The organism is Desulfosporosinus sp. SYSU MS00001 (assembly GCF_049943955.1).
Taxonomy (GTDB): Bacteria; Bacillota; Desulfitobacteriia; order Desulfitobacteriales; family Desulfitobacteriaceae; genus Desulfosporosinus.
The window spans coordinates 697,232-710,276 of record NZ_JBNFTW010000001.1 but is presented as its reverse complement, the minus strand read 5'-3'; the positions used below and the strand labels follow the sequence as shown (position 1 = coordinate 710,276).

The following is a 13,045-nucleotide window of genomic DNA, read 5'->3' as shown; positions in this document are numbered from 1 at the left end:
TCAGAGGCCACCTTTCCTTATAAGTTGATGCCAACTTATAAGCGTATCCGGTATTAGCCCTCGTTTCCAAGGGTTGTCCCGGTTTGTTGGGTAGGTTACCCACGCGTTACTCACCCGTCCGCCACTAAGATCTTTCTAAGTAAACTCAGAAATTTCTCCGTTCGACTTGCATGTGTTAGGCACGCCGCCAGCGTTCGTCCTGAGCCAGGATCAAACTCTCCAAAAAAGTTATCTCAACTTCTTTAAAGAAGATGATATCTTGCTCATGATTTCATGATTCTTTTTGAAACTCTTGCGAGTTTCTCTCATTGGCTGTCCTTGTTGTTTAGTTTTCAAAGACCACGGAATTTCATTTTAACATTCACTCTTAATACTGTCAACAACTATTTTCTTCAATCAACAGGCTTGAGAGAATTTAAAAGGCGCTGTTCTCGAGCGCTTTGTTATAATACCACTTCTTCCTTACCTATGTCAACACTTTTTATTTATTTTTTCTTGAGGAAGTGAATTTTTTAAAACTGTTTTCTAAAAAACAGTGAAAACAATAGAATTCATAGTAATTATCCGGTTTTATCTTAAAAATCCTGACATAACTATGAATTCTGTAATTCAGCTATTTACTTGCGCTTAACTCAATCAATTAAGGCTATTCAACGATGACAAGGAAGATAAATCTATTCGACTTCTTGAATAATTGGCAGAATCATAGGTCTGCGACGGGTTTTTTCATAGAACTGCTTACTTAAGGCGTCCCTAATTTGACTTTTAAGAACAGCCCATTCCGTAATATGATTCTCACGGCAGCGTGCCATGGTTTGCTTAACCTTTAATTTGGCTTCATCCAGCATAGACTCTGATTCTCGAACATAAACGAAGCCACGAGTCACTACATCGGGTCCGGCAACAATCGCACCTGTTGAGCGACTAATCGTCATAACGACAATCAGAATACCATCCTGAGACAGCTGTTTGCGGTCTCTGAGAACAATATTGCCTACGTCGCCAATACCTAATCCATCTATCAAAACCTTGCCAGCTGTAACCTTGCCCCCTATAGCTGCTCCGTGACGTGTAAACTCAACAATTCCTCCATTTTCAGAAACGAAAATATCTTCGCGCGGAACACCCAGTTGTTCAGCTAATTGAGCATGCTTAATCAGCATCCGATATTCACCGTGAACTGGCATAAAGTATTTAGGGCGTACCATATTTAGCATCAATTTTTGTTCTTCCTGACTTGCATGACCAGAAACGTGCATTCCCTCCGCCGATTCATAGATAACGTTGGCACCGAGTTTAAATAACTGATCAACAGTTCTGGCAACAGATTTTTCATTGCCTGGTATCGGGCTTGCAGAGATTATGACGGTATCTCCAGGCTGGATAGCTACATGACGATGATCATGATTTGCCATCCTAGTCAGCGCGGACATGGGTTCTCCTTGACTCCCTGTTGTTAGAATGCAAGCTTGATTACCAGGCAAGCCGATAATCTCATCGATATCAACCAACGTACCATCGGGTATATCTAAGTATCCTAATTCTGCAGAAATTCCAACAATATTAAGCATGCTTCGACCTACAACTGCCACCTTACGATTGGTTTTGACCGCTGAAGTAATAGCCTGCTGTAAGCGATAAACATTTGACGCAAAGCTCGCCAGAATAACCCGTTCTTTGGCATTACGAAACGCCTCGTCGATCATCTCTCCAACATTTCTTTCTGACGGGGTAAATCCAGGCCTTTCCACATTGGTACTATCGGAGAGAAGGCACAATACTCCTTTATCTCCCAACTCGGAAAATTTATGAATGTCTAATATTTCTCCTGATACAGGCGTGTGGTCCAATTTAAAGTCGCCGGTATGAACAATAGTCCCCAAGGGAGTATGGATAGCCAATCCAACAGAATCCGGAATGCTATGATTGACTCGAATAAATTCAATTCTAAATACTCCAAGCTTGATCGTATCTCGCGGTTGGACCACAGTAGCCTTGATATTATTTAAATTACTCTCTTTCATTTTAGATTGAATAATACCTAACGTGAGACGAGTTCCAAAAATAGGTACATCAATATCTCGCAAAAGATAAGGTAATGCACCTATATGATCTTCATGTCCGTGAGTTATTAAGATACCAAGAAGCATCTCTTTGTTTTCAATCAAATATGAATAATCAGGTATAACAATATCAATTCCAAGCATCTCATCTTCAGGAAATGCAAGGCCAGCATCAACAAGTACCATCTGGTTATCATAACGTATGACGGTCATGTTTTTGCCGATTTCCCCAAGTCCGCCCAAGGGGATAATTTGTAGTTTATGCTCTTTGGGCAATAAAATCTACCTCCAGTAAATTATTTTATCTCTTGATTGTGCCTTAAAAGCTAAGGAGATCCCCGTGGTTTCTTTTGACGCCAAAATTAGGGCAACAAAAAAAGCGAAATACTCTAAGCGAACACAATGACGTCCAGTGTTCGTCAGTATTTCGAAAGCATCTATGAAACTAGCCGCACAACAAATATACTTCATTATAGCGCGCAAATCCCTTACTGGCAAGTTCCTTCAATGCTTTCGGGGTAATAGTAAAAAATCTTACAATTTATTAGAAGATTTGATCCAGTTTTCTCTAATAGTCAAGCAATCCGATCCTCTCCAAAGTATTGTGCCAAATCCATATGCTAATGCCCTAATATGGAATAAAGTCATTTATTCTGGAGACTATAGTCTTAGATTTTGTTTGAGAAAGGTGGTTAAATTTATCATGCCTAATACAAATGTAGTATGCTCTGCTACAGACTGCAGCCACAATGAAGAAGGTCATTGCCAACTGGAGACACTTAGTGTAACGTCAAGTGTTGCAGATCGTGAAGCTGAATGTGCTTTCTATGAACCAAGCGAAACATAAATGTTGCTATTAATCAGAGGAATCGTCCAGCTTAGTAGTATATTAGTCATTACTCCTTAGGGGTAATGGCTATATCTTTTTTAAACATAATATGAATTTAGAAATAGCATACTTCTTCTGAAATCAAAGTATTCTTTAAAATCGGTAAAAGCATAAGAAAATCATTGTTGAAATGGTTACATTTCCTCTAAGGTTTCCATAAGCGAATATAACACTTGGTCAAAGTATGACTTATTCATTATGATTATGCTCTTCAAACCATCTCATTTAGAGTGACTAAAAATTTTTATTAAAATTAATCCTTCAGTAATCAAAGACAATGGATTTTGCGAATCGCAGGCAAAAAAATAAACTCCGTACCACCATTCCGAAATGGGTACGGAGTTGAGTTAACTAATTTATTCTATTAAATTCTTTGATCTTCATAGGGGACTAAAAGAATCAAATAAGCTGATTACTAATAAACCTATTCTCAGACCATTTGCTCCATGGCTCTTCCGGAGGCTGCTTTAAGTTCCAATCTTTGCATAAGCTCTATCCGTTTAACGTTAGTCATAAGATCCTGCAAAAATTTAAGTTCCTCTGCTGTCGCCTTAACTAAGGGCAGACGTACCCCCCCAACCTTGTGACCATACATGTTCAGGAGAGCTTTGATAGGAACAGGGTTAGCGGTGATAAAAATTCCTTTAAAAACTGGAAACAGTTCAAGATGCCAATCTGTGGCTTTGACTGTATCTCCGGCAAACCAAGCATCAACCATGGCTTTCATTTCGTCTCCGATCACATGGGCTGCCACGCTGATAATCCCGCTGCAGCCTAACGCTAACATCGGCAATGTCATAGAGTCATCTCCGCTATAAACTGCAAAGCTGGCTGGCAACATTCTTTTAAGTTCACTTACCTGATCAAGAGATCCTGCCGCTTCTTTTAAAGCAACAATGTTAGGTATTTCTGACAATCGTTTTACAGTTAAAGGCATGAGATTAGCTGACGTTCTTCCCGGAACATTGTATAACATCAAAGGTAAAGGCGTTGCTTCGGCAATTGCCTTAAAATGCTGAAACATCCCTTCTTGAGAAGGCTTATTATAATATGGCACAACTGCCATTAAACCGTCTACGCCCGTGGCTGCGGCTTTACGGGCCAGAGATATGCTTGCGTCTGTGGAATTTGTACCGATTCCTGCAATGACCGTACCCTTAGATCCCACGGCCTCTTTGACAACTTTAAAAAGTTCAATTTTTTCCGTCTCAGTAACGGTCGGAGATTCTCCTGTTGTTCCACAAACGACAATCCCATCAGAACCATGGGCAATCAAATACTCCGCCAAGTGTTTTGCTTCTTGATAGTCTACCTCCATCGTATCGCTCATAGGAGTCACCATGGCCGTGAGTATTCTTCCAAAAGACATTTTACTCATCCTTTCTCAATAACATCCAGTTCTCTCCTCTTTCTAACAAACACCTAACCGAAACTTTTGATGTAAAGCCTGTACCGCAGTTGCCATGTCTTCCTTATGAACTAAAACCCAAATAGTAGTATGTGAATCTGCTGATTGCAAGATTGTTACACCAGCGTCTGAAAGTGCTTCGACCATATCAGCCATCACACCGGGTACACCAGCAATTCCGGCTCCAACTATGGATACTTTTGCACAACTCGGAATAACACCCGGCTCAAAGCCCATATTCTGTAATATTTTAATGGCCTTCGAGGCTACTTCATCAGAAACAGTAAACTCTACGGCTTCCGTCTGAACACTAATAAAATCTACGCTTATATCGGCGAGCGCCAATGCCTTAAAAATCCGTTTGTCTGTTAGATGAAGATCCGGAGTATTCTCAGTTAACACTTTCAATTGAGTGACATTGGGAGTATGAGCAATCCCCGTTATAATACGATCATTAGTTATATCTGTACCTACTCCTCGATCCGGAAGCATATTTGTAACTAAGGTCCCTGGTGCATCGGAAAACGTGGATTTTATCCTCAGTGGGATGTTTCGCTGCATCGCAATTTCCACAGCTCTGGGGTGAATCACTTTAGCTCCTTGATAAGCTAATTGACATATTTCATTATAGGTTACTGTATCAATAATCCGTGCGTCTTCTACAATTCTTGGATCAGCTGTCATGATGCCATCAACATCGGTGTAGATATCTATCGTCTCAGCTTCCAGAGCAACTCCTAAGGCTGAAGCAGTAGTGTCGCTTCCTCCGCGCCCAAGAGTCGTAATCTGACCATCTTCCGTTATGCCCTGAAAACCTGTTACAACAACCACTTTCCCCTTCTCCAATTGTTCTAAAATAGCTCCCGGCTCTACTCGAACAATCCGTGCATCGCCAAAATCATCGTTGGTAATAATTCCGGCATGCGCTCCGGTGAAAAGCACAGCTTCGAAGCCAATGCTATTAAGAGTGCTTACTAAGACTGTTCCGGAAATAACTTCCCCGCAGCTCATCAACAAATCTAATTCCCGTTTGGGTAAATCTGAATAAATTCCTTTTGCCAAATTGAGAAAAGTGTCCGTGGCATAGGGGTCCCCGGATCTGCCTATCGCCGAAACAACAACCACCGGAGAATATCCGCTATGCACAGCTTCTGAAACTTTAGATGCCACTTGAGCCCTGCGTTCTGGTGTCGCTACAGAAGTTCCTCCAAACTTCTGAACCAATATCCGCAAAACAACCCCCTCTTTCGAGGTCCGATTCTCGAACCTTACCCTTTACATTAATTCTTTTTATAATTAAGATCTAAGTTCATAGCAACACAAAGTCATTGTATGTTACGTAGTTGCAGATAAATTACAGTAAAAGTTCTGCGATCTGCACAGCATTTGTAGCCGCACCTTTACGAATTTGATCTCCTACCACCCACATATTGATTCCTTGAGCAATTGAAAAATCCTTCCGCAATCGTCCGACATAAACTTCATCGGTATCTGCACTAAACCATGGCATAGGATAACGATCACTGCTGGGATCATCATCAACGATAACACCGTTAGCCTTACTTAAAGATTCACGTATTTCGGCAATACTAACGAGTTTTTCAGTTTCGACATTGATTGATTCAGAATGACTGCGGAAAACCGGCACTCGAACAGTCGTTGCGGTAATTGCCATATCCGGTGCATGGAAAATTTTCTGTGTCTCTTTAACCATTTTCCACTCTTCTTTGGTATAGTCACCTTCTTGAAATACATCAATGCGCGGAATAAGATTAAAGGCAATTTGATATGGAAAAACAGCTGGCGTTATTTTATCTCCTTTTGACCAGGCTTTAACCTCACCTTCCAATTCTTCGATCCCTTCACGCCCTGCTCCGGACACAGCTTGATAAGTCGATACCACAATACGCCGGATACCTGCCAAATCAAAAATCGGTTTTATAGCCACGGCCATAATAATGGTCGAACAATTAGGGTTGGCAATAATCCCTTTATGTTTTTTTACATCCTCGGGGTTAACCTCTGGGACAACCAATGGAACTTCCGGATCGAGACGAAAAGCACTGCTGTTATCGATTACAACTGCACCGCTTTTTACGGCCGAAGGAGCAAATTCCGTACTTGCAGAACCACCGGCAAAAAGCGCTATGTCGATACCTTTGAAACTCTCATGAGTTGTTTCTTGAACCTCAAGTTCTTGACCTTGCCAAAATACTCTTTTCCCTGCAGATCGTTTCGTGGCCAATAGCCTTAACTCTTCAACAGGAAAGTGACGTTCGGCTAGGATCTTTAAAAATTCCTGCCCGACTGCACCCGTGGCGCCAACAATTGCTACATTTGACATTCGTATATTCCTCCTTAAGTTGGGTTGATCAGGTGGGTGCCTTGTTTTGAACAAGGCACCCTCTCACAATTTAATTAAACCAATCGATTTATCGATAATCCCAAAGAACAGGCTGAATCTGTTTCCCTTCAAGCGCCATGAGGATTGTTTCGGGAACTTTATCCATATGAGCGACCAATGAATTGGCTTTTGTTGCAGGATTATCTTGCCCAAATGGTACCAAATAGATATTCTTTGTTATAAGCAGCGTTCCAATATTACGAGCATTTAATCCTAGTCCATCATTCGTTGATACAGCTAAGACCACAGGTCTTTGATTACGAAGATGGGATTTGGCGGCCATAAGAGCCGGAGTATCAGTTATCCCATTCGCTAACTTAGCGAGGGAATTTCCAGTACATGGAGCAATCACAACACAATCAAACATTTTTTTAGGCCCTACAGGTTCGGCGCCAGGTATTGTGTGAATAATTTCCTGCTGAGTTATTTCCTTAAATTGACGTTTCCAATCATCAGCGTTTCCGAAACGAGTGTCCATAGTATCTACAGAATACGAGATAATTGGTGTTACAGTCGCACCTTCATCTACCAAACGTTTCATTACTTTGACCACTTCATGTAACATACAGTGTGATCCAGTAAGAGCAAACCCGATTTTTAACCCGTCAAACTGCATCCCTTCGCACCTCCACATTTAAGACTGAACATTGGCAATCATGGTGGTCAAGTGACGAAGAATAAGTTGCGGATAAATTTGAGCAAGAATTCTGCCGGCAGATTTGGGAGCTACAATACCTGGGAGACCCGGAGCAAGGATCGCTTTGATGCCCAGCAATTGAGCAAACTCAAAATCTGTTCCTCCCGGGATAGAAGCCAAATCAACGATAACAGCATCCTTTGCCACCTTTTCCAACATTACGCGGTCTAAAATAAGATGAGGGACTGTGTTAAATATGATTTCCGCACGCCCAATCTCTTCTTCCAAATCCGCAAAATGTACCCCTTTGATTCCCATTTCAACTGCACGGGCTAAATCTGTTGGCTTACGGGCTACTCCTGTGACGTGGGCTCCAATTCCTTTCAGCATTCTCGCTAAGGACCAGCCGGTACGTCCCAAACCCAGAACGAAACTTTCACTCCCGTGAATAGTAATGTTCGTAGCTTCCATAGCCATTTGGATAGCTCCTTCAGCAGAAGGAATGGAATTTAAAATGGCAAGTTCATCAAGATAAATCGTTTCTACTAACTGGATTCCCATTTTTTCTGCAGCGGACTTCAAAGCCGGACGCGCAAATCCGATAATCAGCGGAACGCGTGTTGGAATAGCCTGAAGTACGTCTTTGTTAAGCATAATTGGAGAAGCCGAGTATTTGGCTTTAACTGTCCCACGTTCATCGGTACCGAACATTGGAAAAAGCAACACATCCACCTTATCAACCGCTTCGATAAGGGATGATACAAATGTCACCCCCGGAATGGGCGAAGCTTTTTCAAATCCGACCCCGACTATGTAGGCCCCCAGTTTTTGAAGTTCGGGAATTAAATATAGTTCCCTTTCATCCCCCCCAATTACCGCTACACGAATTCCTTTCAGATCCGCACTCATCTTTATGCCCCCTTTGAGACAGTGTCCCATTGACTACTATCCATTATATGAGGGAGGAAGAGCAGCGGTTACGCATGACAATTACCTAATCGAGGAAATTCTCCAGGCCAACCACAAGATCGGTTAAGTCAACAGCTTTACGTATGGCCAGCAAAACCCCCGGCATATAAGTCTCTCTTGTATAGGCGTCATGCCGAATTGTTAAAGCTTGTCCTAATCCACCAAATAAAACTTCTTGATGAGCTATTAGTCCCGGCAGCCGAACTGAATGAATGTGAATCCCGCCTATATCTGCGCCGCGGGCTCCAGGAATTTTCTCATATTCATTCGGGTGTCCTTGTACCATCGGGGGACGAACTTCAGAAATGAGTTCAGCAGTTTTTAAAGCAGTTCCAGAAGGAGCATCAAGCTTTTGGTCATGATGCAACTCAAGAATATCTACATGAGGGAAATATTTGGCCGCCTCTCGTGCAAATCTCATCATCAATATTGCTCCAATAGAAAAATTTGGTGCAATAAATGCCCCTACCCCTTCCTTTACTGCCAGAGTTCGAATCTCTTCGAGTTCAGCGTCATCTAAACCCGTCGTACCAACTACTGGAACAACTCCAGCAATAATTGCGGTTTTAGCATTCTTTAAGACCGATTGAGGATTTGTAAAATCCACTAAAACATCGGCATTGGAAGTACGCAAACATTCTACATCTAAAGGACCAGAAATATCTAAACCCATTCGCGGAAGGCCCACAACAAATCCAACATCCATTCCTTGATGACGTGTATCTGAAGCTCCTGCCAGAATTAGGTCATCCTCTTTAACAAGAGATCGTATCACTTCCTGTCCCATTTTCCCACTTGCCCCAGCTACAAAAACTCGGATTTTCTTCAAAGGAAACCCCTCCTGCGATAATAAGGCAAAACCCCGTTGCCAAACGCAATGCGGGGTTAAAGCTTTTCCCTTCATTTTATTGGGTATCCCGTTCTCTGTCAAATTGAATATTTTAGCGATTATTGTCAAACTTGTCGTGCAAATCAATAATAATTACCTCTGAACCCACTTTTTTTATGGTTTGCCAGGGAATTACCAGCTGGTCGTGGTCTCGATCCCCTCTTGAACTCCAAAACCCGGAAAATCCTCCTCGGGAGGCAAGAATGATCGCTTCAACAGTTCCATTTAATGAGATATCAAGGTCTGCATCTCCGACAAGCCCCAGTTTCGCACCGTCATGTAAATTTATTATTTCCTTCCCGGCCAGATCACTTAATAACATTCGCTCTTTACCTCCCTATCTTCTTCAGCCTTAGCCAGACCTTTAAGCCAAAAGGTTGCAAGATAGCTAATATTAATGAAAAGACAGCTAAGGGTTCAACAAAAAAGCTTGAGCTATTCCACCAATCCTCGGGAATTTTCAAAAAAGAGAATAAAAGTTCAAGGGAAAGATATATGCCTCCGGCTGTACCTACTAACTGACTTAAGGCAGTAGCTAACTGGTTATTTGATGAGGGCTTAGAGCGCCACATGATCATAAATTTTCGCTCACGTACTGAAATTATCACCCCGATAATTAATAACGTAACCCCAAGGGCCTGCATGTTCATTCCCCCTCATGGGGATTGTATGATTTAGCTTATCACCCTAGAACAAGAAAAAGAAGGATATAATAGTCCTTCTTTTTCTCCTTTTCGTATTTTTATGTTCAGCATTAGCAGTACGACTTCACTAAGTTCAGATCCCAGTGGAGCCAAAACCACCTGATCCCCGATTCGATTCTCCCAGCTCTGATACTTCTTGCCACTGAACCTGAAATATAGGCATAAAGACCATTTGAGCGATACGATCCCCCGGATTTATAGTAACCGTCTTCGCGCCGAGATTCTGCAGCAACACTTGAATTTCTCCGCGATAATCGGAATCGATGACTCCAACTCCATTGGTTAAGCCAATCCCAGATCGATTTGCCAATCCGCTCCGAGCAAAAACTAAAGCAACAGCATCTTGACACGGGAGCTCAATTGCTATACCCGTCGGGATCTTCACATTGTCACCTGGATTAAGAAGGAGTTTTTCTTCAAGGCAAGCACATAAATCTACACCCGCTGAGGCTGAAGTTGCATAAGCCGGAAGGGACACAGAAGGTGACAGTTTTTTGATCTTAACGTTAAGCAAATTTGTCATCTGAAACTCCCACCTTAATCATCCCAGCCTATCTTCTTCAACAAATCTGCTAATACAACTTCATGACCAGCCGGGCCTAAGGTCATAATACTGATTTTATCCTTCTGCCAAAGACGCCCAATTACCCGTATGACGTCCTCTTGGGTCACATTTTCAAGCTTTTCTACTACTTCTTCCGGAGAGAGTACCCGATTATAGGTTAATTCTGTTTTCCCTAAACGGCTCATACGACTACTCACGGATTCCAGTCCTAAGTACAAACCACCCTTAATCTGGGCTTTTGTCCGTTCTAGTTCCTCTGTAGTAATTCCCTTATTCCGAATGGTCATAATTTCTTCAAGAATACACTCAATAACTTCCTGTGTATTGTTGGGACTAGTGCCCGCATAAACAGCAAACAAACCCGTATCTACATAGGTTGAATGATAAGAGTAAACAGAGTAAGCAAGTCCGCGTTGTTCCCTAATCTCCTGGAACAAGCGAGAACTTAATCCTCCCCCTAAAACATTATTAACGATATGCATGGCATGAATATCCTCATCATCTTGACCCAAGCCAGGAACACCGATGAGAATATGCATCTGTTCCGTATCTTTCGTTTGGTAGCGTTCTACCTGCTGTCCGACCGGTGTTTCCTCAAGAATTCGGCGTCCCCCTCGTTTAAAGGTCCCAAAGTGAGCAGAAAGTTTAGCTACAATATCATTATGTTTAATCTTTCCTGCTACAGATATCACGACATTGTCCGGAGCATAATGTTCGGAAAGATAAGTCAAGATTTTTTCCCGATTTAAAGCACGAATGCTCTCTTCTGTTCCTAAAATGGGTTTGCCTAAAGGATGATCATTCCAAACCTGTTCGGAAAAAATATCATGAATCAACTCATCCGGAGAATCTTCATACATTTTGATTTCTTCGATGACTACGTTCTTTTCTTTTTCGATTTCTTTTTCTTCAAATAGCGAGCCAAAGAACATATCACTCAAAACATCAATGGCCAAATCGAGATCTTCATCAAGTATTTTGGCATAGTAGCACGTGTATTCTTTCGTTGTAAATGCATTCAGCTGGCCTCCAACGGCTTCAAGAGACTCAGCCAGAGCACGGGCATTTCTATGTTCAGTGCCTTTAAAAAACATGTGCTCAATAAAGTGTGAGATTCCCTCATATCCGGTCTTTTCATCTCTCGAGCCTGCTCCAACCCAGATTCCTATGGCAGCCGATCTCACATGCTCGATTTCTTCAGTTATAATTCTAACTCCATTCGGTAATACCATCTTTTGATACAATTAACTCACTCCCCTATTTCCCAAAGGAATAGAAACTTAACAACGAGTGATTCTTAGCAACGTCACACTCACTTAATAACGGAACAGTGCCTAGTTTTTGTTTTCCTAGCCAAATTTCCCAGCGTCCTAGTCTCTCTCCGGCCTCTAGCGGCAGATCTCCATTCTTTTCCCATACAATATGAGTTTGAAGTTTCAAACGTTCTGTTTTAGGGATACTTACATCTACAGGAGCTTCTGTGAAAACTCGAACCGGATCCTTAGACTTAGTAAACTCTGTAATCGTCTGTCCGGCATTTGCCAAGTGTACAATCTCAGTATTGTTAAAACCCCACTCCAATAATTTCTTAGCATCTCCAAAACGATCGGGTGCATGAAGTACCACGACTAATAGTTGACGTCCGTCCTTAGTCGCCGAAGCAACAAGACATTTTCCCGCTGCTGTGGTCGTTCCGGTTTTAACCCCGTCTGCATAGGGATAGTTCCAAAGCAGTTTATTCGTATTGCGCAAATCCATCATCACATCGGGTTCCAGAAAATGAATCTCCGTTTCTTTTTGGCGAGTAATTGAGGCGAATTGAGGTATAGATAATCCATGCCGGGCCATAAGGGCAAGATCATAGGCTGTGGAATAATGATCCTTAAGAGGTAATCCGTTAGTATTTCCGAAATGCGTGTTTTGAGCGCCTAAAGCCAAGGCTTTCATATTCATCAACTGAACAAATCGCTCCTCGCTTCCAGCGACGTGCTCTGCAATCGCTACACAAGCATCGTTTCCGGATTTAACCAAGGCCCCGGTAATTAGTTCATAAAGATTAATTTTCTCTCCCGGGTCAAGATGTAAGGTTGCTTCACCAACATTGGCAGCCTTTTGACTAACAGTAACAACTTCATCCGAATTTCCAAGTTCAAAGCCTAAAATTGCCGTCATGATTTTAGTAGTACTGGCAGGGGGACGGCGTTTGTTTTCTTGTTTTCCAAAGAGAATGTCCCCTGTTTTAACGTCCATAAGCACTGCCGCATCTGCGCTAATTCTGCCAGGTCCCTGCTGGTCGGCAACTGATTTTTCAGATGCTGCAGACTTCGTCGGGTTCGTGCGCTTTGCGGGTTGTTTTGGCCGAGCAGCTTTTGACGATTTTATTGATTTAACGGCTTGACTAGAAGAGGCATAGGCGGGTTCTACCCCACAGAAAGCGAAACATGTGATACAAAGAAAGACGCAGCACCAAGCACGCGTCCACGTTCGACTGATCATCAAACCACCTCAACTTTTAAG

General features: G+C 42.3%; 13 protein-coding genes and 1 rRNA gene. 1 reads left to right on the top strand and 13 read right to left on the bottom strand.

Going from position 1 to position 13,045, the window contains the following annotated elements; translation table 11 throughout:
- Nucleotides 1-226 (bottom strand): 16S ribosomal RNA (locus tag ACPUYX_RS03410); the annotation flags it as partial.
- Between the two features lie 448 nt (nt 227-674).
- The gene (locus ACPUYX_RS03405) at nt 675-2,339 is read right to left on the bottom strand and encodes a ribonuclease J (RefSeq protein ID WP_088224822.1); all 1,665 of its coding nucleotides are present in this window, start codon (nt 2,337-2,339) and stop codon (nt 675-677) included.
- A gap of 427 nt (nt 2,340-2,766) precedes the next feature.
- On the opposite strand from ACPUYX_RS03405, the gene ACPUYX_RS03400 reads away from it, so the two are divergent.
- The gene (locus ACPUYX_RS03400; RefSeq protein WP_088187445.1) at nt 2,767-2,910 is read left to right on the top strand and encodes a DUF1540 domain-containing protein; all 144 of its coding nucleotides are present in this window, start codon (nt 2,767-2,769) and stop codon (nt 2,908-2,910) included.
- Between the two features lie 472 nt (nt 2,911-3,382).
- On the opposite strand, the gene dapA is transcribed toward ACPUYX_RS03400, so the two are convergent.
- The 11 genes from dapA to ACPUYX_RS03345 all read right to left on the bottom strand — a co-directional run bounded on the left by dapA (nt 3,383) and on the right by ACPUYX_RS03345 (nt 13,024).
- Nucleotides 3,383-4,321: a 4-hydroxy-tetrahydrodipicolinate synthase gene (dapA, locus tag ACPUYX_RS03395; RefSeq protein WP_426378287.1), complete on the bottom strand. Its 939-nt coding sequence runs from the start codon at nt 4,319-4,321 to the stop codon at nt 3,383-3,385.
- Nucleotides 4,322-4,363: 42 nt separating this feature from the next.
- A complete protein-coding gene (gene dapG, locus ACPUYX_RS03390; RefSeq protein ID WP_426378286.1) occupies nt 4,364-5,593 on the bottom strand; it encodes an aspartate kinase in 1,230 nt (409 codons plus the stop codon).
- Between the two features lie 121 nt (nt 5,594-5,714).
- Entirely contained in the window at nt 5,715-6,704 is a 990-nt protein-coding gene (locus ACPUYX_RS03385; protein ID WP_426378285.1) for an aspartate-semialdehyde dehydrogenase, read from the bottom strand.
- An 88-nt stretch (nt 6,705-6,792) separates the two neighbouring features.
- Nucleotides 6,793-7,380: a dipicolinate synthase subunit B gene (locus ACPUYX_RS03380; RefSeq protein ID WP_426378283.1), complete on the bottom strand. Its 588-nt coding sequence runs from the start codon at nt 7,378-7,380 to the stop codon at nt 6,793-6,795.
- A gap of 18 nt (nt 7,381-7,398) precedes the next feature.
- Nucleotides 7,399-8,310 carry a dipicolinate synthase subunit DpsA gene (gene dpsA, locus ACPUYX_RS03375; RefSeq protein WP_426378282.1) on the bottom strand — a complete coding sequence of 304 codons (912 nt, stop codon included), beginning with the start codon at nt 8,308-8,310 and terminating at the stop codon, nt 7,399-7,401.
- Between the two features lie 85 nt (nt 8,311-8,395).
- The gene (dapB, locus tag ACPUYX_RS03370) at nt 8,396-9,199 is read right to left on the bottom strand and encodes a 4-hydroxy-tetrahydrodipicolinate reductase (protein WP_426378281.1); all 804 of its coding nucleotides are present in this window, start codon (nt 9,197-9,199) and stop codon (nt 8,396-8,398) included.
- Between the two features lie 112 nt (nt 9,200-9,311).
- Nucleotides 9,312-9,581, bottom strand: coding sequence for a YlmC/YmxH family sporulation protein (locus ACPUYX_RS03365; RefSeq protein ID WP_426378280.1), 270 nt, complete (start codon nt 9,579-9,581; stop codon nt 9,312-9,314).
- Nucleotides 9,582-9,588: 7 nt separating this feature from the next.
- A complete protein-coding gene (locus ACPUYX_RS03360) occupies nt 9,589-9,903 on the bottom strand; it encodes a hypothetical protein (protein WP_426378279.1) in 315 nt (104 codons plus the stop codon).
- Between the two features lie 133 nt (nt 9,904-10,036).
- Nucleotides 10,037-10,486, bottom strand: coding sequence for a dUTP diphosphatase (gene dut, locus ACPUYX_RS03355; protein WP_426378278.1), 450 nt, complete (start codon nt 10,484-10,486; stop codon nt 10,037-10,039).
- A gap of 14 nt (nt 10,487-10,500) precedes the next feature.
- Complete coding sequence (locus ACPUYX_RS03350; RefSeq protein ID WP_426378277.1) at nt 10,501-11,772, bottom strand: M16 family metallopeptidase; 1,272 nt, start codon at nt 11,770-11,772, stop codon at nt 10,501-10,503.
- A 13-nt stretch (nt 11,773-11,785) separates the two neighbouring features.
- Entirely contained in the window at nt 11,786-13,024 is a 1,239-nt protein-coding gene (locus ACPUYX_RS03345; RefSeq protein WP_426378276.1) for a D-alanyl-D-alanine carboxypeptidase family protein, read from the bottom strand.
- Nucleotides 13,025-13,045: the final 21 nt, after the last annotated feature.

Excerpts from the sequence above, each read along its gene's own strand:
- dut (WP_426378278.1), bottom strand. The coding sequence starts at position 10,486 with ATGACAAATTTGCTTAACGTTAAGATCAAAAAACTGTCACCTTCTGTG.
- ACPUYX_RS03345 (WP_426378276.1), bottom strand. The coding sequence starts at position 13,024 with ATGATCAGTCGAACGTGGACGCGTGCTTGGTGCTGCGTCTTTCTTTGT.
- ACPUYX_RS03385 (WP_426378285.1), bottom strand. The coding sequence starts at position 6,704 with ATGTCAAATGTAGCAATTGTTGGCGCCACGGGTGCAGTCGGGCAGGAA.
- ACPUYX_RS03365 (WP_426378280.1), bottom strand. The coding sequence starts at position 9,581 with ATGTTATTAAGTGATCTGGCCGGGAAGGAAATAATAAATTTACATGAC.
- dpsA (WP_426378282.1), bottom strand. The coding sequence starts at position 8,310 with ATGAGTGCGGATCTGAAAGGAATTCGTGTAGCGGTAATTGGGGGGGAT.
- ACPUYX_RS03380 (WP_426378283.1), bottom strand. The coding sequence starts at position 7,380 with ATGCAGTTTGACGGGTTAAAAATCGGGTTTGCTCTTACTGGATCACAC.
- dapA (WP_426378287.1), bottom strand. The coding sequence starts at position 4,321 with ATGTCTTTTGGAAGAATACTCACGGCCATGGTGACTCCTATGAGCGAT.
- ACPUYX_RS03400 (WP_088187445.1), top strand. The coding sequence starts at position 2,767 with ATGCCTAATACAAATGTAGTATGCTCTGCTACAGACTGCAGCCACAAT.
- ACPUYX_RS03360 (WP_426378279.1), bottom strand. The coding sequence starts at position 9,903 with ATGCAGGCCCTTGGGGTTACGTTATTAATTATCGGGGTGATAATTTCA.